The sequence below is a fragment of the Sinorhizobium sp. FG01 genome, assembly GCF_002531875.1.
Taxonomy (GTDB): Bacteria; Pseudomonadota; Alphaproteobacteria; order Rhizobiales; family Rhizobiaceae; genus Sinorhizobium; species Sinorhizobium fredii_C.
Map to the genome: position 1 here is coordinate 1 of NZ_NWTB01000010.1, position 19,649 is coordinate 19,649.

21 protein-coding genes are annotated in these 19,649 nt (G+C 64.2%); 13 read left to right on the plus strand and 8 right to left on the minus strand.

Annotated features, from left to right (window positions below; all coding sequences use genetic code 11):
• Both CO656_RS17540 and CO656_RS17545 read left to right on the plus strand, forming a co-directional pair.
• Positions 1 to 231, plus strand: a 231-nt coding sequence (locus CO656_RS17540; protein WP_202862288.1) for an FAD-binding protein, incomplete at its 5' end; no start/stop codon positions are given.
• Positions 232 to 373: 142 nt separating this feature from the next.
• Positions 374 to 1,246 carry a 3-hydroxybutyryl-CoA dehydrogenase gene (locus CO656_RS17545; RefSeq protein WP_037419783.1) on the plus strand — a complete coding sequence of 291 codons (873 nt, stop codon included), beginning with the start codon at positions 374 to 376 and terminating at the stop codon, positions 1,244 to 1,246.
• 15 nt (positions 1,247 to 1,261) lie between these two features.
• Here the strand turns inward: CO656_RS17545 and CO656_RS17550 are convergent, their stop codons facing one another.
• Positions 1,262 to 1,936 (minus strand): TlpA disulfide reductase family protein, encoded by a 675-nt coding sequence (locus CO656_RS17550; RefSeq protein ID WP_097526573.1) that lies wholly within the window; start codon positions 1,934 to 1,936, stop codon positions 1,262 to 1,264.
• A gap of 27 nt (positions 1,937 to 1,963) precedes the next feature.
• Between CO656_RS17550 and argH the strand changes: the two genes are divergently transcribed.
• The 4 genes from argH (at position 1,964) to CO656_RS17570 (ending at position 7,806) form a co-directional block, all read left to right on the plus strand.
• Positions 1,964 to 3,367, plus strand: coding sequence for an argininosuccinate lyase (argH, locus tag CO656_RS17555; RefSeq protein ID WP_097526708.1), 1,404 nt, complete (start codon positions 1,964 to 1,966; stop codon positions 3,365 to 3,367).
• A 206-nt stretch (positions 3,368 to 3,573) separates the two neighbouring features.
• The gene (locus tag CO656_RS17560; protein WP_097526709.1) at positions 3,574 to 3,768 is read left to right on the plus strand and encodes a lipoprotein; all 195 of its coding nucleotides are present in this window, start codon (positions 3,574 to 3,576) and stop codon (positions 3,766 to 3,768) included.
• Between the two features lie 15 nt (positions 3,769 to 3,783).
• A complete protein-coding gene (gene lysA, locus CO656_RS17565) occupies positions 3,784 to 5,052 on the plus strand; it encodes a diaminopimelate decarboxylase (RefSeq protein ID WP_097526574.1) in 1,269 nt (422 codons plus the stop codon).
• Between the two features lie 144 nt (positions 5,053 to 5,196).
• Positions 5,197 to 7,806 (plus strand): TIGR02302 family protein, encoded by a 2,610-nt coding sequence (locus tag CO656_RS17570; RefSeq protein ID WP_097526575.1) that lies wholly within the window; start codon positions 5,197 to 5,199, stop codon positions 7,804 to 7,806.
• 31 nt (positions 7,807 to 7,837) lie between these two features.
• On the opposite strand, the gene CO656_RS17575 is transcribed toward CO656_RS17570, so the two are convergent.
• The 3 genes from CO656_RS17575 to CO656_RS17585 all read right to left on the minus strand — a co-directional run bounded on the left by CO656_RS17575 (position 7,838) and on the right by CO656_RS17585 (position 9,730).
• Positions 7,838 to 8,197 carry a response regulator gene (locus tag CO656_RS17575; RefSeq protein WP_037419785.1) on the minus strand — a complete coding sequence of 120 codons (360 nt, stop codon included), beginning with the start codon at positions 8,195 to 8,197 and terminating at the stop codon, positions 7,838 to 7,840.
• A gap of 271 nt (positions 8,198 to 8,468) precedes the next feature.
• Positions 8,469 to 9,014: a hypoxanthine phosphoribosyltransferase gene (hpt, locus tag CO656_RS17580; RefSeq protein WP_097526576.1), complete on the minus strand. Its 546-nt coding sequence runs from the start codon at positions 9,012 to 9,014 to the stop codon at positions 8,469 to 8,471.
• A 62-nt stretch (positions 9,015 to 9,076) separates the two neighbouring features.
• A complete protein-coding gene (locus CO656_RS17585) occupies positions 9,077 to 9,730 on the minus strand; it encodes a hypothetical protein (RefSeq protein ID WP_097526577.1) in 654 nt (217 codons plus the stop codon).
• A gap of 402 nt (positions 9,731 to 10,132) precedes the next feature.
• On the opposite strand from CO656_RS17585, the gene ftsE reads away from it, so the two are divergent.
• The 4 genes from ftsE to CO656_RS17605 all read left to right on the plus strand — a co-directional run bounded on the left by ftsE (position 10,133) and on the right by CO656_RS17605 (position 13,476).
• On the plus strand, positions 10,133 to 10,756 hold the full coding sequence (gene ftsE / locus CO656_RS17590) for a cell division ATP-binding protein FtsE (protein ID WP_234782359.1): 624 nt from the start codon (positions 10,133 to 10,135) through the stop codon (positions 10,754 to 10,756).
• Positions 10,749 to 11,756 (plus strand): ABC transporter permease, encoded by a 1,008-nt coding sequence (locus CO656_RS17595; RefSeq protein WP_097526578.1) that lies wholly within the window; start codon positions 10,749 to 10,751, stop codon positions 11,754 to 11,756. The genes ftsE and CO656_RS17595 overlap by 8 nt, the downstream gene beginning before the upstream one ends.
• Before the next feature lie 113 nt (positions 11,757 to 11,869).
• Entirely contained in the window at positions 11,870 to 12,568 is a 699-nt protein-coding gene (locus CO656_RS17600; RefSeq protein ID WP_234819796.1) for a YdcF family protein, read from the plus strand.
• Between the two features lie 107 nt (positions 12,569 to 12,675).
• The gene (locus tag CO656_RS17605; protein ID WP_097526580.1) at positions 12,676 to 13,476 is read left to right on the plus strand and encodes a 1-acyl-sn-glycerol-3-phosphate acyltransferase; all 801 of its coding nucleotides are present in this window, start codon (positions 12,676 to 12,678) and stop codon (positions 13,474 to 13,476) included.
• On the opposite strand, the gene CO656_RS17610 is transcribed toward CO656_RS17605, so the two are convergent.
• A complete protein-coding gene (locus CO656_RS17610) occupies positions 13,467 to 14,021 on the minus strand; it encodes a gamma-glutamylcyclotransferase (RefSeq protein ID WP_097526581.1) in 555 nt (184 codons plus the stop codon). The two genes, CO656_RS17605 and CO656_RS17610, sit on opposite strands and share 10 nt — an antisense overlap.
• Positions 14,022 to 14,332: 311 nt before the next feature.
• On the opposite strand from CO656_RS17610, the gene CO656_RS17620 reads away from it, so the two are divergent.
• Positions 14,333 to 15,346, plus strand: a complete 1,014-nt coding sequence (locus CO656_RS17620; RefSeq protein ID WP_097526583.1) for a DUF2125 domain-containing protein — start codon at positions 14,333 to 14,335, stop codon at positions 15,344 to 15,346.
• 15 nt (positions 15,347 to 15,361) lie between these two features.
• Here CO656_RS17620 and CO656_RS17625 read toward each other — a convergent pair whose 3' ends face one another.
• The 3 genes from CO656_RS17625 to CO656_RS17635 form a co-directional block, all read right to left on the minus strand.
• Positions 15,362 to 16,288: a prephenate/arogenate dehydrogenase family protein gene (locus CO656_RS17625; RefSeq protein ID WP_097526584.1), complete on the minus strand. Its 927-nt coding sequence runs from the start codon at positions 16,286 to 16,288 to the stop codon at positions 15,362 to 15,364.
• Entirely contained in the window at positions 16,285 to 17,391 is a 1,107-nt protein-coding gene (gene hisC, locus CO656_RS17630; protein WP_097526585.1) for a histidinol-phosphate transaminase, read from the minus strand. Before hisC ends, CO656_RS17625 begins: the two co-directional genes overlap by 4 nt.
• Positions 17,392 to 17,473: 82 nt before the next feature.
• Positions 17,474 to 18,244: a class I SAM-dependent methyltransferase gene (locus tag CO656_RS17635; RefSeq protein ID WP_097526586.1), complete on the minus strand. Its 771-nt coding sequence runs from the start codon at positions 18,242 to 18,244 to the stop codon at positions 17,474 to 17,476.
• Between the two features lie 189 nt (positions 18,245 to 18,433).
• Here CO656_RS17635 and gloB point away from each other — a divergent pair, with 189 nt between their 5' ends.
• Positions 18,434 to 19,204 (plus strand): hydroxyacylglutathione hydrolase, encoded by a 771-nt coding sequence (gene gloB / locus CO656_RS17640; RefSeq protein WP_037419810.1) that lies wholly within the window; start codon positions 18,434 to 18,436, stop codon positions 19,202 to 19,204.
• Positions 19,204 to 19,647: a cupin domain-containing protein gene (locus CO656_RS17645; RefSeq protein WP_097526587.1), complete on the plus strand. Its 444-nt coding sequence runs from the start codon at positions 19,204 to 19,206 to the stop codon at positions 19,645 to 19,647. The genes gloB and CO656_RS17645 overlap by 1 nt, the downstream gene beginning before the upstream one ends.
• Positions 19,648 to 19,649: the final 2 nt, after the last annotated feature.

Genomic DNA, 19,649 nt, shown 5'->3' on the forward strand with positions numbered 1-19,649 from the left:
GGCTATGCGCCGAACGACTGGCAGGTCGGCCAGACCGGCAAGGTGGTCGCCCCCGACCTCTACATCGCCTGCGGCATTTCCGGCGCCATCCAGCACCTCGCCGGCATGAAGGACTCCAAGGTGATCGTCGCGATCAACAAGGACGAGGAGGCGCCGATCTTCCAGGTCGCCGACTACGGCCTCGTCGCCGATCTCTTCGATGTCCTGCCGGAACTCGAGAAGGCGCTTTGAGGGCGCCGCACTCGGGCACGAAAAGGGCTGGAAAATCTGCCGGGTTGGCATTAACAATCGTACCGGGCCGTACCATCGGCCCGGTTTTTTGCATCTTCGGCAGCGCCGCTGCCGAGATTTCCTAAAGTGGATGTTCGCTTCGATGATCAAGACAATCGGAATTATTGGCGCGGGGCAAATGGGCTGCGGCATTGCCCATGTTTCAGCAGCCGCCGGTTACAAGGTACAGCTCTACGATATTGCTGCTGACCGCATCGAAGCAGGGCTGGCGACCATCAACGGCAACCTCGCCCGCCAGGTTTCCTCCGGCAAGATGAGCGACGACGACCGCAAGAAGGCGCTGTCGCTGATGAAGGGCTCGACAGATATCAACGATCTTTCGCAGGCCGATCTCGTAATCGAGGCGGTCACCGAAGACGAAACCGTCAAACGCAAGATCTACGGCCAGGTTTGTCCGATCATGAAGGCGGACGCGCTGCTTGCCACCAACACCTCGTCGCTGTCGATCACCCGGCTCGCCTCGGCGACCGACCGTCCCGAACGCTTCATGGGCATCCACTTCATGAACCCGGTTCCGGTGATGAAGCTGGTGGAACTCGTGCGCGGCATCGCCACCGACGAGGAGACCTTCCGGACGGCCAAGGAATTCGTCGCCCATCTCGACAAGACCGTCACGGTCGCCGAGGACTTCCCCGCCTTCATCGTCAACCGCATCCTGCTGCCGATGATCAACGAGGCGATCTACACGCTCTACGAGGGCGTCGGCACGGTCGATGCCATCGACACGGCGATGAAGCTCGGCGCCAATCATCCGATGGGGCCGCTACAGCTCGCCGATTTCATCGGCCTCGATACCTGTCTGTCAATCATGCAGGTGCTGCACGACGGCCTCGCCGATTCGAAATACCGTCCCTGCCCGCTGCTGGTGAAATATGTCGAGGCCGGCTGGCTCGGCCGCAAGTCCGGCCGCGGCTTCTACGATTATCGCGGCGACGTTCCGGTCCCGACGCGCTGAGGCCCGCGATATCGCTTAACTTTCCGGAGGCGGCGCTATCGCCACCTCGATCAGCCGCTTCGCATCGTCGCTGTCCCAGGCGGCCGGCCCGTTCATCGAACCGATAAGGCAACCCTTCTCGTCGATCAGCAGGGTGGCCGGCAGACCGAAGGCAAGCCCCTCCTTCTTCAGCGTGTTGAAGACGCCCATCGAGGCGTCGCGATAATAGCGCAGGTCTTTGACCCCGATCTCGTCGAGGAAGGCCTTCGGCTTGTCGTCGCCACCGGTGTCGATGTTGACCGCGACGACCTCGAAGCGATGGCCGCCAAGCGCCCCCTGCAGCCCGTCAAGCGCTGGCATCTCCTCGCGGCAGGGCAGGCACCAGGTTGCCCAGAGATTGACGAGCACCGTCTTGCCGGCAAAAGAGGCGAGCGTCAGCGGCTTTCCGGCCGGCCCCGTGAAGTCGAGACCGCCAATCGGCCGCGGATTGGCGGCCGGTGTCATCGCCGCCACCTGGCCGCGCATCAGCGGCGTCAGCGCTGCCACCTTTTCGCCGGCGAGCGGGCAGCTTGCGTCCGCCGTCGGCGCCGCGCCGCCATTGCCAGACCCGGTCTCCTTCACGTATACCGCAGCCGCACCGGCGATCACGCCAAACAGGGCAGCGAGCGCGAACAACTTCACGGCCGGAGGACGTTTCTTCTGGTCTTGCATTTCATTCTCCAAAGGGCGGGCATTCCGATGGCTGACGGCAGTTCCGAGACGAAATCCTCCAACCAGATGTGGGGCGGACGCTTCGCCTCGGGCCCGGACGCGATCATGGAGGAGATAAATGCCTCGATCGGCTTCGACAAGAAGCTCTATGCCCAGGACATCCGCGGCTCAATAGCGCACGCCACGATGCTCGCGCATCAGGGCATCATTTCCGCCGAGGACAAAGACAAGATCGTTCACGGTCTCGGCACGATCCTGTCAGAGATCGAAAGCGGCGCCTTCGAGTTCTCGCGCCGGCTCGAAGACATTCACATGAACATCGAAGCGCGGCTGGCGACGCTGATCGGCCCCGCCGCCGGACGCCTGCATACGGCACGCTCGCGCAACGACCAGGTGGCGCTCGATTTCCGCCTCTGGGTGAAGGAAGAACTGCAGAGGACCGAAAGGGCCCTGACAGCGCTGATCGGCGCCTTTCTCGACCGGGCGGAAGAGCATGCCGACACGGTGATGCCGGGCTTCACCCATCTGCAGACGGCCCAGCCGGTGACCTTCGGCCACCATTGCATGGCCTATGTCGAGATGTTCGGCCGCGACCGCTCGCGCGTCCGCCACGCGATCGAGCATATGGACGAAAGCCCGATCGGCGCCGCCGCCCTTGCCGGCACCGGCTTCCCGATCGACCGGCACATGACGGCGAAGGCACTCGGCTTCCGCGAGCCGACCCGCAACTCGATCGATACGGTCTCCGATCGCGACTTCGCACTGGAATTCCTGTCTATCGCCGCAATCGCCGCCACGCACCTGTCGCGTCTTGCCGAAGAGATCGTCATCTGGTCGACGCCGCAATTCGGCTTCATCCGCCTGTCGGATGCCTTCTCGACCGGTTCTTCGATCATGCCGCAGAAGAAGAACCCGGATGCCGCCGAGCTCGTGCGCGCCAAGACCGGCCGCATCAACGGCTCGCTGATTGCGCTTCTGACGGTGATGAAAGGGCTGCCGCTCGCCTATTCCAAGGACATGCAGGAGGACAAGGAACAGGTCTTCGACGCGGCCGAAAGCCTCGAACTGGCGATCGCGGCGATGACCGGCATGGTCCGCGACATGACGATCCGCGCCGACCGGATGAAGGCCGCCGCCGGTTCCGGCTATTCGACCGCCACCGACCTTGCCGACTGGCTGGTCCGCGCGGCGGGCCTTCCGTTCCGCGATGCGCATCACGTGACCGGAAAAGCCGTCGCACTTGCCGAAGAGAAGGGCTGCGATCTCGCTGACCTCCCGCTTGCCGAACTCACGGCGATCAACCCCGCCATTACCGACAAGGTCTTCGACGTGCTGACCGTCGAAGCGTCCGTCGCGAGCCGTACCAGCTTCGGCGGCACCGCACCGGCCGAGGTGCGCAAGCAGATTGCCTGGTGGCGGGCGCGCAATTAGTGGATTCGCTGCCGCCGGCGCGCCCCCTAATCCCGCTGCCGCGGCCTTCTCCCCGCACGCGGGGAGAAGGCTAGGGTGAGGCAGCGATATGCATTGAAACGTAGACATCTGCGCACACAAACAGGGGTGCACAAGTCGCTGAAAAACCGATAAGAGACCGCTCTATCTAAGATCAATCGGCTTCAGCTTCGGCGAGGGACATGACGATGACATCTACCAAGGCGGCCCGGCTTGCGCTCCTGTTGGCAATTCCGGGGCTGGTTCTGACCGGCTGCGGGCGCAAGGGCGATCTCGACCGGCCGGGCGCCACCACGACGATCAACACGAAGGCGCCCGCCGGCACCGCCGAACCGAAGGAGACGGTCGAGGACCGCCCCTTCCTGCTTGATCCCCTCCTCTAAGCGAGCGACACCCCCGTGAACCATTTCGACTATCGCGACGGAATTCTTTACGCCGAAGACGTCCCAGTAACGGATATCGCCCGCGCCGTCGGCACGCCCTTCTATTGCTATTCCACCGCGACGCTCGAGCGACACTACCGGGTGTTCGCAAGGGCCTTTGCCGACGTCGATGCGATGGTCTGCTATGCGGTGAAGGCCAATTCCAACCAGGCCGTGCTGAAGACGCTCGGGCGCCTTGGCGCCGGTGTCGACGTGGTCTCGGAGGGCGAACTTCGCCGCGCGCTCGCCGCCGGCATTCCGGCGGAGCGGATCATGTTTTCCGGCGTCGGCAAGACGCCGCGCGAAATGGACCTCGGGCTCGAGGCCGGCATCTATTGCTTCAACGTCGAATCCGAGCCGGAGCTGGAGATCCTCAACCAGCGGGCCGTCCGCGCCGGCAAAAAGGCGCATGTCTCCTTCCGCATCAATCCGGACGTCGACGCCGGCACGCACGCCAAGATCTCGACCGGCAAGAAGGAAAACAAGTTCGGCATTTCCTGGGAGCGGGCGCGCGCCGTCTATGCCCATGCCGCGACGCTCCCCGGCATCAAGGTGACCGGCATCGACATGCATATCGGCAGCCAGATCACCGAGCTGCAGCCCTTCGACGATGCCTTCAAGCTGCTGCGCGAACTGGTCGATACGCTGCGCTCGGATGGCCACATCATCGATCATGTGGATATCGGCGGCGGCCTCGGCATCCCCTATCGTGAAGACAACAATCCGCCGCCGCTCCCCGATGCCTATGCGGACATCGTCAAGAACCAGCTGAAGGGCCTCGACTGTAAGATCGTCACCGAGCCGGGCCGGCTGATTGTCGGCAATGCCGGCATTCTCGTCACCGAAGTCATTTATGTGAAGGATGGCGGCGAAAAGACCTTCGTAATCGTCGATGGCGCGATGAACGACCTGATCCGCCCGACGCTATACGAAGCCTATCACGAGATCAGGCCGGTGAAGATTTCTGCGGCCAATGCGCCGCGCATCAAGGCCGACGTCGTCGGCCCGGTCTGCGAGACGGGCGATTATCTGGCGCTCGACCGGGAGATGGCGATGCCGAAGCCGGGCGATCTCTTCGCCATCGGTTCAGCGGGCGCCTACGGAGCGGTCCAGGCCAGCACCTATAACAGCCGCCTTCTGGTCCCCGAGGTACTCGTCAAGGCCGATCGATTCCACGTGATCCGCCCGCGCGAGGACTACGACGATTTGATCGGCCTCGACTCGGTGCCGGATTGGCTTGACTGATCCCCGGCGTAGATCTTTCGACGGGCCGCGCCTCGGCGCGATCACGGTTTGTTTTTCTTGTCGCCCTCGCCTTCGCCACAAAGGATGTTATCCTGACCTTTGACCGCCGCGGCGGTCAAAGGGATCGAAAGGGAACTTGGGCGGATGACGCAATTCCGGCAGGATGAAACGCCACAACCGAAGTCACTCGGCAGAATGCTGGCGACGAAGCGGTTCCTGGCACGCCTGATCCTGCTTTCCGAGCAGCTCCTGCCCCGTGCGCTCGCCCCGGCCTCGCTCGTTCTCCTCTTCCTCTCAGCTGGCTGGCTCGGCCTTTTTCGTGTCGCGCCGTTCTGGCTGCACGTCGTGGTACTGCTCGCCTTCGCCGCCGGGCTTTTCCTGACGCTGCTGCCGCTCACTCGCGTTCGCTGGCCGGAGATCGCCGAAGCCGACCGGATGCTCGAAGACCGCAATCGGCTGCCGCATCAGGCGATCCGCGTGCAGGATGACGCGCCGGCGACGGAGGGAGCCGTTGGTGCGGCACTCTGGCACGAGCACCAGGCACGCATGGCGCGTCTCGTCCACGGCCTCGATACGGGCCTGCCACGTCCCGACGTTGCGAGACACGATCCCCTAGCACTCAGAGCCGTGCCGATCCTCATCGCCTGCGTCGCCTTCGCCTATTCCTATTCGAACCGCGCCGGCCTGGCGTCGGATGCGTTTCGGCTGCCCGAACGGCAGGTCGCTGCTCCCGACATCCGCATCGACGCATGGGTGACGCCGCCGGCCTATACCGGCCGCGCACCGATTTTCCTGACCGGCCGGGAGGATACGGCAGCCGCCGACAGGCAGGCTGCGATCACCATTCCGCAGTTCAGCGACGTCACGGTCCGGGTAACCGGCGCCGGCCAGGAGACGCAGGTCAGCTATGCCGACACGGGCAGCCCTCAGCCGACGATCATCCCGGCCGTGGCCGGCAAGCCGTCGCCGCAGCAGCCGGCGGAAGCGGCCGGCACGCCGGCGAACGGCGCCCGCAGCCATCTCTTCAAGATCACCCGCGACGGGACGCTTTCCGTTGCCGGACAGCGCTGGAATTTCAAGATCATTCCCGACAGCGTCCCCGGCATCGCCTTCGATGGTGCTCCCCGTCCGACGGCGAACGCTTCGCTGGAGATAAGCTTCCTCGCCCATGACGACTACGGCATCGCCCAGGCCTGGGCAGAGATCAAGCCTCTGGACGAACCGGCTGCCGGCGCCAGGCCGCTCTATCCACCACCGGAATACCGCCTCGACCTGCCCCGCCGCAACCCGCGCGATGCCAAGGGAACGACCAGCCGGAACTTGAGCGAACATCCGCTTTCCGGCAAGCGCGTCGAGATCACTCTCGTCGCCCGCGACGCCGCCGGCCAGGAAGGGCGAAGCGTGCCGGAGGAAATGGTGTTGCCGGCGCGGCGCTTCTTCGAGCCGCTGGCCGCAGCGGTCGCCGAACAGCGGCAGGTCTTCGCGCTCGACGCCAACCAGCTCCCCCATGCCATCGATCTCAATGATGCGCTGACGCTCTATCCCGAGGAGACGCTCCCGAACCTCACCCATTTCCTGCTGATCCAGTCGGCCCGGACGCGGATGGAGCTCGCCCGCAACGACGATATGCTGCGCGACGCGGCCGAGCATCTCTGGGAAATAGCCCTCGGCATCGAGGATGGCGACCTGTCGCTCGCCGAGCGCCGGCTGCGCGATGCCCAGCAGGCGCTCTCCGATGCGCTCGAACGCAACGCCTCGGATGAGGAGATCGCCAGGCTGATGCAGGAGTTGCGTCAGGCGATGCAGGAATATATGCGCGCGCTCGCCGAGCAGGCGGCCAAAAATCCGGCGATCGCCGCCAATCCGGACATGAACAATGTGCTGCGCCAGCAGGATCTGGAAAAGATGATGGACCAGATCGAGAACCTGGCGCGCTCCGGAGCGCGCGATCAGGCGCGCCAGCTTCTGTCCGAACTACAGCGGATGATGAACAATCTGCAGGCCGGCCGAATGCAACAGGGCGGCGAGCAGAACAGCGCCATGCGCCAGCAGATGGACAAGCTCGGCCAGCTGATGCAGCAGCAGCAGCAGCTGATGGACGAAACATTCAAGCTGGACCAGGCGCTGCGTGACCGGATGCAGCGCGGCGATCCGCTGCAGGGCGAGGACAACGAGCTGTTCGGCCAGGACATGCCCCAGGATCCCGGACAGCAGGGCGACCCGAACGGACAGCCGAACCCGCTCGACGAGATGACCGCCGAGCAGCTGAAGGAAGCCTTGAGGCAGCTCAGAGAGCAGCAGGAGGCGCTCGGCAAGCAGCTGGGCGATCTGCAAAAGGGCCTGGAGGAACTCGGCATAAAGCCCGGCAAGGGCTTCGGCCAGGCCGGGCGCGAAATGAAGGACGCCGCGGGCGCCCTCGGCCAGGGCCAGGGCGAACGGGCGGTTGGCAGCCAGGGCCGGGCGCTGCAGGCGCTGCGCGAAGGCGCCCAGGACATGATGAACCAGATGCAGGCCCAGGGTCAGGGGCCCGGCCCCGGGCAAGGTGTGCCGCAATACGGCCAGAACGGGCGCGATCCGCTCGGCCGCCGCCAGCAGAACGCCGGACCGGATTTCGGCGACCAGGTGAAGGTGCCGGACGAGATCGACACGCAGCGCGCCCGCCAGATCCTGGACGCGATCCGGCGCAAGCTCGGCGACAACCTGTCGCCCGAAGTCGAGCGGCTATATCTGGAGCGCTTGCTCGATATGCGCTGAGGCCCCGCCCGAGCAGGGCCTCAGGAAACCCTCAGGCCGCCAGGGCGTGCGCAACCGCCTTGCGGATGTCAGGCAAGGAAAATGGCTTGGAAATCACATCCACCACCTTGCCAGTGAGATCGTCGGTGCGCTCGCGCTGCTCGGCATAGCCGGTCATCAGCAAGATCTTGAGCTTGGGAAAGGCCGCCGATGCCTGATGCACGAGCTCGATGCCGTCCATGACCGGCATTCGGATATCGGAAAGCAGCAGGTCGAAGCGCTGGTCCTTGAGGCAGGCGAGCCCGTCGGCACCATCCCCGGCCTCAACCGTTTCGTGTCCATCGAGTTGCAGCGCCCGCGCCACGAACGAGCGCAAGGCATCCTCATCCTCGGTAATCAGGATTTTCGCCATCATAGCCTCCCGTATTCGCTCTCACGGAGCGCCGGCGTCGTTCGCAAGGAAGACGCTCTACGTCGTTGAACATCCGTATCCACGCCGCCTGCGGCCGTGACACCGTTCCAACCAAACAGGTTTTTGTTTGCTTTCGGTAAACGCGATCTCATCGATTTTCAGCATCTCGCGCTTCCAGGTAGAGAAAGGGCGAATACTCGCCCATCAGGCGCAAGCAATCATTGCCCTCCCCGCAAAGAGTGAAACCGGGGTATCGGAGGCCGGAGAGACGCTATTCCGCGTCGCCGGTGACGACGCCGACGAAGGGCAGTTCGCGGAAGGCATAGGCGACGTCCATGCCGTAGCCCACCACGAAGTGATCGGGGCATTCGAAGCCGACATAATCAGCCTCCAAGTCGACGCGGCGCTTCATGCGCTTGTCGAGCAGTACGGCGATCGTCACGTGGCGGGCGCCGCGTTCGTAGAGCAGGTCCTTGGCAAAGCGCAACGTCCGCCCGGATTCGAGAATATCGTCGATCAAGAGAACGTCGCGATCGTGCACGTCGCTGTCGATATCCTTGGTGATCCTCACACCCTTGGATTCGGTCCCCGTGCCGTAGCTTGACAGCGTGATGAACTCGACCTCCGGCGCAAGCCCCGCCCCGTGCATGGCACGGATGAGATCGGCCGCAAAGATGAAGGAGCCCTTGAGGATCGAGATGACGAGGAGGTCCTTGTGCGGCCCGCGCATGATCTCTTCCGCCATGTCTCGATTGCGACTGGCGATCGCCTCGGGGCTATAGAGGATCTCGATATTCTTGCCGCGAACGACGGGCATGGTGGGTCTCCGTTTCTGAAGGAAGAACGCCTGCCCTCCCTTTCCAGCGCCGATTAGCACAATCAGCGAGGCGAAACACTGTTTTCCGCAAAGGAAACGGCGACTTCAGGCATTTTTCCGCCCGCATAGGGAAGCCGGGTGACGAAGCGGCGGCTTTCACCCGGCGCGATGGCCGCGCCTTCGTGCATCAGCCGCGTCGCCGTCACCGGCCGTCCGTTGCTCATCACTTCGACGACCACAGGCGGCAGACGCTGTTCGAGATCGGAGCGGTTGTCGATGGCCCCATAGACGGAAAGCACGCGCATGCCGCGGGTATAATCGAGTGAGGTCGTGACCGCCTCGATGGCCAGCGGACGGGCATCCGCCTCGTCGTGCCCCCCGAGCCCTGCCACCAATAGGAAGGCCGTGAGGCCAAGGCCGGCGGCGAGGGCGGCGAAACGCCGCGCCGGCATCGCACGCAGTTTCACCTCCGCAGTCGCGAGGAGCCGCGCCGCTGCCACGCTTCGAATGGTCGTCGTCGGAGGCGGAACGGGGCGCGCTGCCGATCGCCGATTGTCGTTGAAGACCGGATAAGGGCCGCGCCGCGGACCAGGAGCGACGGTCTCGAATTCGACGTCGACATAGTCGCGTTTCCTGGCCGGGGGATTGTCCGCGCGCGGCACGCGCTCCGGCGGAAGGAGGTCGATACCGGCGGTCTTCGTGCGAAATGCCTGCATGGGGCTCTCCCATCGGAGTGCCGCGCCCTTCTACGCCGGGCGCGCCAAGCTCGCGGCAAGACCCTGCAAAAACAGGGCATTGCATCAAATCCTCACGGAACGTAAATCGGAATGGTTAATGTTTCGGAAAGAGCCGCGAAAGCGGCGTGCTTTCCTGGGACATTAACCGTCGCTTAACCATGGTTCCGCACTCGGTTTTGCCTTGGCAGGCGCGCTGTCCTACTGCATGGTCCTTCAATCGGCACCGCAGTTCAAAGCGATGCAGCGCGCTTCGTGTGCGCCCGGCGGGGCGCAAGGACGCCTGGATGTGCGAACGGCCGGTTGCGGCGGTTGTCGAGGATTGTGACGAGAGATTGGACTGTCCCGTTGATTCATTTCGAGAATGTCGGATTGCGCTATGGCATGGGGCCGGAAATTCTCCGGGACCTGACGTTCGACATTCCGCGTCGGTCCTTTCAATTCCTGACCGGCCCATCAGGAGCCGGCAAGACGACGCTGCTGCGGCTGCTGTTCCTGTCGCTGAAGCCGACGCGCGGGCTCATTCGCATGTTCGACCGCAACATATCCTCCATTCCGCGCGAGGAATTTCCGATGCTGCGGCGACGCATCGGCATCGTCTTCCAGGACTTCCGCCTTCTCGACCACCTGACGACCTATGAGAACGTCGCCCTGCCGCTGAGGGTCCGCGGCAAGGAGGAGACGAGCTATCGCTCGGACGTGCTCGAGCTTCTCAAATGGGTCGGTCTTGGCGAGCGCATCAATGTGCTGCCGCCGGTGCTTTCCGGCGGCGAAAAGCAGCGCGCCGCGATCGCCCGGGCGCTGATCGACCGCCCGGAAATCCTGCTCGCCGACGAACCGACCGGCAATGTCGATCCGCCGATGGCAAGGCGGCTGTTGAACCTTTTCCTCGAACTGAACAGGCTCGGCACCGCCGTGGTGATCGCCACGCATGACCTGTCGCTGATGGACCAGGTCGAGGCCCGGCGCATGATCCTTTCACAGGGGCGGCTCGATATCTATGAATGAGCAGCGCCCCCGCCGCGGGCCAGACCCGCCGCCGCAGCAGCGCCGCAGCGAGATGCGCGTGCGCCCGACCGGGCCGATCGTACCCTCCGCCAATGTCTCCGGCCATGCCTTGATGTGCGTCATTGCCATCATGTCGTTCCTCGCCTGCCTGACGCTCGGCGGCGTCAGCATGGTGCGCGCGACGGCGCAAAGCTGGCAATCGCAGATTTCTCGCGAGATCACCATCCAGATCAAGCCGGACGAGAACCTGGACATGGAGAAGGCGCTCGCCGACGCGCGCGACCTCGCCTTGACCTTCCCCGGCACGACGGGCGGCAACATCATCGACCGCGCCGCAACGGCCCGCCTCCTCGAACCCTGGCTCGGCAGCGGCCTCAACCTCGACGAACTGCCGGTGCCGCGGCTCGTGGTGATAACCATCGACGAAAATGACCCGCCGGATTTTTCCGCCATGCGAAAGGCCTTGACGGAGACGATTCCCGAGGCGTTTCTCGACGACCATCGCACGTGGGTAGACCGCCTGGTCGCCATGGCCAACACCACGACAATGATCGGGACCGGCGTTCTGGCGCTTGTCTTTTCGGCCATGGTGCTGACCGTCGTGTTCGCCACCCGCGGCGCCCTTTCCGGCAATCGCCACATCGTCGAGGTCCTGCATTTCGTCGGGGCCGAGGCGGGCTTCGTGGCGTCCGAGTTCCAGAAGCACTTCCTCAGAATCAGCCTCAAAGGCGCCGGCGCCGGCGGGCTGCTCGCGGCGCTGTCATTCGCCATCGCCGGTTTCTGGCAATCGCAGACGCTCGCAACCCCCGAAACGGACCAGGCGACCGCCCTCTTCGGCACCTTTGCGATCGGCTACACCGGCTATCTGGGCATCTTCGCGATCATCATCGTCATCGCCTTGCTGACGACGCTGACGGCGCGGCTGACCGTCACCCGGACGATCTACGAAATCGACCTTATCCGCTCGGACCCCGGCCGGACGGATACCTATCAGAGCTGACCCCTCTCGTGGGCTTTCCAAAACCGTGAATCTCCCCCGACCGATCTATCCCCTGCCGCAATCGGCGGCTATGTGAGAGAATCATAATGGGTGAGGAGCTTCGCGAGAGCGGAATGGCCGATAGGGGCAAATGGCGAGACAGGGCCGCGCGCCGCCGTCGGTCTCGCAGCCTGCTGCGCAAAATCCTGCGGCGCGGCTTTTTCGTGCTGCTAGCCTTTCTCGCCATCTTCGTCGCCGGCTTCCTGCACTTCGCCGATACGGTCGCCTCGCTGCAGCCGCCGGCCACACCCAGAGCGGATGCAATCGTCGTGCTGACCGGCGGCTTCCAGCGGATAGACCAGGCGGTCGAACTGCTGAAATCCGGCGCCGGCAACCGGCTTCTGATCTCCGGCGTCAATCCAGCGACGACGGAGAGCCAGATACGCCGCAACACGCAAAGTTCGGCCGATCTCTTCAAGTGCTGCGTCGATATCGGCCATGAAGCAGTCGACACGATCGGCAACGCGACCGAGGCCGGGCAGTGGATCCTGGACCGCGGCTATCGGAGCGTCCTCGTCGTCACCAATAACTACCATATGCCCCGCAGCCTGCTCGAACTGCGCCGGGTTCGGCCGGACACGCAGTTCATCGCCTATCCGGTCGTCAATTCGGATCTGAAGACATCCAACTGGCTGCGCAATCCGCTCTTCATCAAGGCCATCCTGCTCGAATACGCCAAATATTCGGTCGCCTCGCTGCGGGATCTTGTGAGCACGCACCTGACAGACGATCCGAGAACCGACGCTTCTCTCCCCGCGCCGCGGGAAGAGTAGCGCGCCGGATCCTGCAAGAACTGTTTTCCTTGCTGCGAGTTTCGTGTAGGCAGCGGAACGGCCAACCGCATCGCGGTCAGCGTCGCCTTCCATCGAGAGCCTGCCTGATGATCATCCTGCGTTCGATCCTCTTCAACCTGGTCTTCTATGCCAATCTGATCGTCCAGATGATCGTGCTGACCCCGGTCTATTTTCTCGTGCCGCGCAAGACAGCCTGGTTCGTGCCGAAGAACTGGGTGCGCAGCAACCACTGGCTCATGCAAAAGATCGTCGGGACGACCTTCGAGATCGAGGGCCTCGAGAACGTTCCACAGGGCGCCTACATCTTCGCGCCGAAGCACCAGTCCTTCTGGGACGCCTATGCGCTTCTGCCCTGGCTCGACGACCCGTTCTACATCCTGAAGCGCGAGCTGACCTGGATCCCGCTCTTCGGCTGGTACATCATCAAGCAGCGCATGGTGCCGGTAAACCGCGCCGCCCGCGGCAAGGCGATGACGGAGGTCATGGAGCGCACCAAGCGGGAAATGGCGACCGGACGCCAGCTGATCATCTATCCGGAAGGCACGCGGCGCCCGCCCGGCGCCCCGCCGGAATACAAGTACGGCATTGCCCGGCTCTACCGCGACCTGCAGGTGCCGGTCGTCCCCGTCGCCATGCATCCGGGCCTCTTCTGGCCACGCCGCAAGTTCCTGCGCTTTCCCGGCCATTTCAAGGTGCGCGTGCTGCCGCCCATCGAAGCCGGCCTTGATCCGGACGCCTTTTTGGCGAAGCTCGTCGAAGTGACCGAGGCCGCTAGCGACGAGCTCCTCGTCGAGACCGTCAAGGCCAATCCTCACCTGCCGCTGCCGCCGACGGCCAAACAGCGCCTGCGCGAACTTGGCGCGGGAAAAGTGACCGATCAGACCTGAGCCGACGCGGCTGCACCGTCGGTAAGACTGGCGGCGACTTCCTCGAGCCAATGGTCGCGGATGCCCATTTCCCTCAGATGGGCAAGCGTGTTGAGCACGTATTCCCGGTTGTTTCCCGACTTGCCCACGGCGGTTGCGACCGTGGCGGCCGCCTGCTCCGCGCTGAGCGCCCCGGCATATTGCACGTGGTTGCGGTCGATCACATAGGCGAGCGCCGGCACGCGCCGGCCGTCGGAGAGCTGCACCGGCATGGTTCGCTCCTTGTAGACCTGCGTGACCAGCTCGCGCTCGCGCAGATAATCGACCACCTCCGCCCTTTCGGCGCCAGCGACGCGAAAGGCCATGCCGATGCAGGAGCCGCCATGGTCCAGTCCGAGCACCAGGCCGGGGTGCCGCTCGGTGCCGCGATGCACCCAGGAATGGACGCAGAGGGAGCGACGATAGCCGAAAGCCCGCGCCGTCAGCTTCTCCTCGAAGCGAAAGCCCGGGTTCCACATCAGCGAGCCGTAGCCAAAGACCCAAAATTCGTCCATATCCGCTGCCATTCAACCAATGTTGCCGCAATAACCGAATCATCCTGGATAGGCGCAGCGGCCGACTGAGAACTTTCTAAAGCGGGATGGGCAAAGCTGTGAAGCGGTTTTCCGCCTGAAGCCGCTCCACCTTGTCGGGAGCTGCGGCGAGCGCGCCGAAGAGTGCATGCGCATCTGCGTCGAAGTCGAGTTCTCCTTAAATCGACCTCGATTTAAGGACAAAGACATGCAGCAATTCAAAGTGCTACAGCGACCTTTGCGCGTCTGATAAGACGCGCGCTGTAGATGCCGATATTGGCCAGCAAAGTGGAGTACGCAATACCATGACGGTAACCGAGGTCGCCAAGGGCCGGCCCGCCAGCAGGAAGTTTCTCTGGCTTGCAGCAGGCATCATCCTCGTCGCCGGCCTCTATTCCGCCGCCTGGTTCGTTGCCGCCGACCAGATCGAGAAACGGTTGCCGGCCTACTTGGCCGAAAAGCAGGCGAGCGGCCTTGGCGGCGAATGCACAGATCTCGACGTGCGCGGCTTTCCGTTCAGGATCGGCCTCTTCTGCGACAAGGTGCGCCTCGACGACACCCGCCGCGGTGCGTCTGCCTCCTTCGGCGCCTTGCGGACGGCGGCACAGGTCTACCAGCCGGGACGCGCCGTCGTCGAACTCGACGGCCCCGCTGAAATCCGGGTCTCGCCCGGGGTTTCGGTGTCCGCCGATTGGACGCTGCTGCATGCAAGCCTTGCGGCGACGCTCTCGGGCATCGACCGTACGTCGATTGCCTACGACAATCTGACCGGCACGATCCGCTCGCCGCTCCTCGGCAAGGGCATAGGTTTCGGCGCCAGCCACGGGGAGATCCATCTACGCCAGAACAGCGATGATCTCGACGTGGCGCTCAGCGTCGAGAAGCTCGACCTGCGGCCCGAGGAAGGCCCGAGCCCCGCCCCGCCGGTCAATCTTGCCGCGGACCTTACGGTCACCGGTAGGGCCGACTGGCTGCGAGGCGGCGCGATCAACCCGCACATGCTGCGCGGTACCAGGGGCGAAATGCGGCAGTTGACGTTGGACGCAGGAAGCGGGATGACCGCCAAGCTCACCGGACCCTTCTCGGTAGACGATCAGGGGCTCGTTTCCGGCGAGTTCTCGCTGACCCTGGTGAACATCGACGCATGGCGCGAGAACCTGGTGAAAGCCGTTCCCGAGGAAACGGACCTCATCAACAATGTCGCCAACGTCTTGACGGCGCTCGCCGCCGGCAAGAACGAAGCGACCGTCAAGCTCAATGTGCGCGACGGCACCGCCTTTCTGGCCTTCGTTCCGATCGGTGTCCTGCCGGCGCTTTGAATCCGGAATTCAGATCTATTTCTGGTCCATGGCATGCCGGCCGAAGTCCGGCATCGCCGTATCCTGACCGGCCTGGATGATCGACCGGCGGATCGCCCGCGTACGGGTGAAGAGATCGAACAGCTTGTCGCCGTCGCCCCAGCGGATCGCGCGCTGCAGCGAGGCAAGATCCTCCGAAAAGCGCGCCAGCATTTCGAGGATCGCGTCCTTGTTGTGCAGGCAGACGTCGCGCCACATGGTCGGGTCCGAGGCGGCAAGACGGGTGAAGTCGCGGAAGCCCGAGGCGGAATATTTGATCACTTCCGACTCGGTCACGGTTGCGAGGTCGTCCGCCGTGCCGACGATGTTGTAGGCGATGATGTGCGGAAGATGCGAGACGATCGCCAGCACCATGTCGTGATGCTCCGGATCCATCTCGTCGACCATCGAGCCGAGCGCCTCCCAGAAAAGCCTGAGCTTTGCGACCGCCTCCTCGTCCGTGCCCGGCGGCGGCGTCAGGATGCACCAGCGACCGCGAAACAGTCCGGCGAAGCCGGCATCCGGACCGGAATGCTCGGTGCCGGCGATCGGGTGACCGGGCACGAAATGCACGCTGTCCGGCAGGTGCGGTGCCATCTGGGCGATCACCGATCCCTTCGTCGAGCCGACATCCGTGACGATCGCCCCTGGCTTCAGATGCGCGGCGATTTCGGCGGCGACGGCACCGGAAGCTCCGACCGGCACGGAGACGATGACGAGATCGGCATCCTTCACCGCCTCGGCGGCCGACAGCGTATAGCGATGCCCGAGGCCGAGCTCGCCGGCGCGCTTCAGGGTCGCTTCGCTGCGCGTCGACACCACGATCGTTCCGGCGAGCTGCCTGTCGAGGATGTCGCGCGCGATCGACGAGCCGATCAGGCCGATGCCGATGAGGGCGATGGTTTCGAACTGCTGAGCCATCATTTCCGTCCCATGAATTCGGTTAGTGCCGCGATCACGCCCTCATTCGCCTCTTCCGAGCCGATGGTCATGCGCAGCGCATTGGGAAAGCCGTAAGCGCTGACGGCACGCAGGATAAACCCGCGGCCGGTCAAAAAGGCATCCGCTTCCTCGGCCGATTTGCCGCCCGCCTCCTGGAAATGGATCAGCACGAAATTGGTGACCGACGGCGTGACACGGAGACCGATCGCCGCCAGGGCTTCGCTCGCCCTTGCGAGCCAGGCGAGGTTGTGATCGACCGCCGCGGCGACGAAGGCCTGGTCCCGGATCGCCGCCGCCCCGGCCGCAATCGCCGGCGCATTGAGGTTGAAGGGGCCGCGCACGCGGTCGACGGCCTCCACAATGTCGCGCGGCGCATACATCCAGCCGATGCGCAGGCCCGCAAGGCCATAGATCTTCGAGAAGGTCCGTGTCATCACCACGTTTCGGTTGGCCGAAACCAACTCCACTCCCGCCTCGTAATCGTTGCGCCGGACATATTCGGCATAAGCCGCATCGAGTACCAGAACGACGCCGGGCGGCAGCCCGGCATGGAGGCGCCGCACCTCGTCGACGGGAATATAGGTTCCCGTCGGGTTTGCCGGATTGGCGATGAAGACGATCTTTGTCCGCTCGGTGACGGCAGCGAGGATCGCGTCGACGTCGACGCGCGCGTCGCTCTCCTTGACCGTCACCGGCCTCCCGCCGGCGGCGGTGATCTGGATCTTGTAGACGAGGAACCCATGCTCGGTGACGATCCCTTCGTCGCCGGGGCCGAGATAGGTGTGGCAGAGGAGCCCCAGCAGCTCGTCCGAGCCGTTGCCGCAGAGAATATTGGCCGGGTTCAGCCCGTGAACCGCGGCAATCGCGTGTTTCAGCGCGTGAGCCTGCCCGTCCGGATAGCGCTCTAGAGTAAACGCCGCCCGCTGGAATGCCTCGATTGCGCGCGGACTCGCGCCGAGCGGCGTTTCGTTCGACGACAGCTTGTGGACCTTCGCCACGCCCGGCGCGTGTTCCCGGCCCGGCACATAGGCGGCAATGTCCAGGATGCCGGGACGCGGCTCGGGGCTCTTCAGGGCAAGGTTCATCGATCGGCTTTCGCGGGGAAGAATGCGGTCCAGCCAATACCGGGGCGCGGCAAATTTGTCGAGTGCGGCGTCGCTGCCGCGTTTAAGGGGTTTTGACCTCCGGCGCCCGAGTGCGGGTGCTGGGAACGCCATGCGGTGCCAGCACCGGGACGAAGACGCGGCGCGAGGCGCGCGCCGCCACCGGCAGGCCCTGATAGAGCCGCTTCTGCGCCTCGACGATGATCACCCCGGAAAACACCGGCCAGAGCGAGCGGCCGAAGCGCTCGAGACCATGGCGCAGTCGCAGGATCATCTTTCGTCTCGATGGCGGAAAGAAGAGCGCTTCGGAGCTCGCCCCCGGCGTGAAGTTGGTCTCGCGCAAAAGTGCAGTCAGCTGTCCCCGCGAATAGGGCCGGCCGGAACCGAAGGGCGTGTGCTCCATCCGCGCCCAGACACCGCGACGGTTTGGCACGACGATGACCAGCCGCCCGCCGGGAGCAAGCACGCGCCAGATCTCCTTCATCGTCTCCCGCGGGCTCTCGGCGAATTCCAGCGCATGGACCATCAGCACCCGGTCGATCGAGGCATCCGGCAGCGGCAGTTCCTCGTCGAAGACGAGCGCGGTGGAGGAGAGTTCGGCAACCGGCCAGTTCACCGCGCCTTGTCCGGCCGGCATGAAGGCGAAGGTGCGTTCGGTGTCGGCGCGGAAACGCTCGAGATAGGGAACCGCGTAGCCGAGGCCGACCAGCCGCTCTTCCGGCATGCGCGCCCAGACGGAAGCGATCGCCATGCTGACGGCTTGCTCTGCCATCCGGCCGAGCTCGGAATGATAGAATTGGCGGAGATCGACGATATCTGTATGCATGCGCAACATGTTAGCTTCGAAGCGGTAGACTTCAAGGCGAGGCTCGCTACATTCGGCTACTGCATGTCTCCTAAGATCGACTTCGATTTAGGACAAAGACATGCAGCAATTCAAAGTGCTACAGCGACTTTTGCGCGCCTGATCAGACGCGCAAAAGTCGCTGTAGTCCCGACGCATGCTCCAAGGGAGGCCCAAGCCATGGCCGCGCTCGAACTTGACCTCTTCCTCTGCCGTAGCGACAACTTCGGTGTGCTCGTCCACGATCCGGTAAGCGGCGCAACGGCGTCGATCGACGCACCCGAGGAGCAGCCGATCCTCGAGGCCCTGGAGCGGCGCGGCTGGCACCTCACCCACATCCTGACGACCCATCACCATGGCGACCACGTCGCGGCAAATGTCGGCCTGAAGGAACGCTTCGGCGTCACCATCATCGGTCCAAAGGGCGAGGCTTCGAAGATTCCGGGCATCGACAAGCAAGTGGCGCATGGGGAACGCTTCGTATTCTCCGGCCATCCGGTCGAGGTGATCGAAACGCCCGGTCATACGGCGGGGCACATCTGCTTCCATCTGCCCGAAGACAAGTTGCTCTTCGCCGCCGATACGCTGTTCGCGCTCGGCTGCGGTCGGCTCTTCGAGGGGACGGCCGAGACGATGTGGCAATCGCTGAACCGGCTGATGGCGCTTCCCGACGATACGGCGGTCTATTTCGGCCACGAATACACGCTGTCGAACGCTCATTTCGCCGTGACGATCGATCCGGAAAACTCGGCGCTGAAAGAGCGCGCCGCCGAAATCGAGGAGACCCGTTCGGACGGCGGCTTCACGGCGCCGACGACGATCGGCCTTGAGAAGAGAACCAACCCGTTCCTGCGCGCCGCCGATCCGAAAATCCGCGCTCACCTCGGCATGGAGAAGGCGAGCGATGCAGCCGTCTTCGCGGAAATTCGCAAGCGCAAGGACAATTTCTGATGAGCGCCGCGCGGGAGATGACGGCGGCCACGATCATCGACACGCTGGGGCTCACCCGGCATCCGGAAGGCGGCTGGTACGTCGAGACCTTCCGCGATGCCGACGACGGGTCACGCGGCCACTCGACGGCAATCTACTATCTGCTTGAAAAGGGTGACCGATCGCACTGGCATCGCGTCCGCGATGCAGCCGAAGTCTGGCATCATTACGCCGGGGCGCCGCTCGAACTCAGCATTGCCGAACCCGGAAAGCGGGCCTCACGCCATCGGCTCGGTCCCGACCTTCTGAACGGCGAACGGCCGCAACAGATTGTCCCCGCCGGTTGGTGGCAATCGGCCGCCTCGCTCGGAGACTGGACGCTCGTCGGCTGCACGGTTGCGCCGGGCTTCGACTTTTACGCCTTCGAGATGGCCGCACCGGATTGGCAGCCGCCGCGAGATTGAGT

Bases quoted from the DNA above. Each gene is read 5' to 3' on its own strand.
- CO656_RS17545 (WP_037419783.1), top strand. From the start codon at position 374: ATGATCAAGACAATCGGAATTATTGGCGCGGGGCAAATGGGCTGCGGC.
- CO656_RS17550 (WP_097526573.1), bottom strand. From the start codon at position 1,936: ATGCAAGACCAGAAGAAACGTCCTCCGGCCGTGAAGTTGTTCGCGCTC.
- argH (WP_097526708.1), top strand. From the start codon at position 1,964: ATGGCTGACGGCAGTTCCGAGACGAAATCCTCCAACCAGATGTGGGGC.
- CO656_RS17560 (WP_097526709.1), top strand. From the start codon at position 3,574: ATGACATCTACCAAGGCGGCCCGGCTTGCGCTCCTGTTGGCAATTCCG.
- CO656_RS17570 (WP_097526575.1), top strand. From the start codon at position 5,197: ATGACGCAATTCCGGCAGGATGAAACGCCACAACCGAAGTCACTCGGC.
- CO656_RS17575 (WP_037419785.1), bottom strand. From the start codon at position 8,197: ATGGCGAAAATCCTGATTACCGAGGATGAGGATGCCTTGCGCTCGTTC.
- hpt (WP_097526576.1), bottom strand. From the start codon at position 9,014: ATGCCCGTCGTTCGCGGCAAGAATATCGAGATCCTCTATAGCCCCGAG.
- CO656_RS17585 (WP_097526577.1), bottom strand. From the start codon at position 9,730: ATGCAGGCATTTCGCACGAAGACCGCCGGTATCGACCTCCTTCCGCCG.
- ftsE (WP_234782359.1), top strand. From the start codon at position 10,133: ATGGGGCCGGAAATTCTCCGGGACCTGACGTTCGACATTCCGCGTCGG.
- CO656_RS17595 (WP_097526578.1), top strand. From the start codon at position 10,749: ATGAATGAGCAGCGCCCCCGCCGCGGGCCAGACCCGCCGCCGCAGCAG.
- CO656_RS17600 (WP_234819796.1), top strand. From the start codon at position 11,870: ATGGCCGATAGGGGCAAATGGCGAGACAGGGCCGCGCGCCGCCGTCGG.
- CO656_RS17605 (WP_097526580.1), top strand. From the start codon at position 12,676: ATGATCATCCTGCGTTCGATCCTCTTCAACCTGGTCTTCTATGCCAAT.
- CO656_RS17610 (WP_097526581.1), bottom strand. From the start codon at position 14,021: ATGGCAGCGGATATGGACGAATTTTGGGTCTTTGGCTACGGCTCGCTG.
- CO656_RS17620 (WP_097526583.1), top strand. From the start codon at position 14,333: ATGACGGTAACCGAGGTCGCCAAGGGCCGGCCCGCCAGCAGGAAGTTT.
- CO656_RS17625 (WP_097526584.1), bottom strand. From the start codon at position 16,288: ATGATGGCTCAGCAGTTCGAAACCATCGCCCTCATCGGCATCGGCCTG.
- hisC (WP_097526585.1), bottom strand. From the start codon at position 17,391: ATGAACCTTGCCCTGAAGAGCCCCGAGCCGCGTCCCGGCATCCTGGAC.
- CO656_RS17635 (WP_097526586.1), bottom strand. From the start codon at position 18,244: ATGTTGCGCATGCATACAGATATCGTCGATCTCCGCCAATTCTATCAT.
- gloB (WP_037419810.1), top strand. From the start codon at position 18,434: ATGGCCGCGCTCGAACTTGACCTCTTCCTCTGCCGTAGCGACAACTTC.
- CO656_RS17645 (WP_097526587.1), top strand. From the start codon at position 19,204: ATGAGCGCCGCGCGGGAGATGACGGCGGCCACGATCATCGACACGCTG.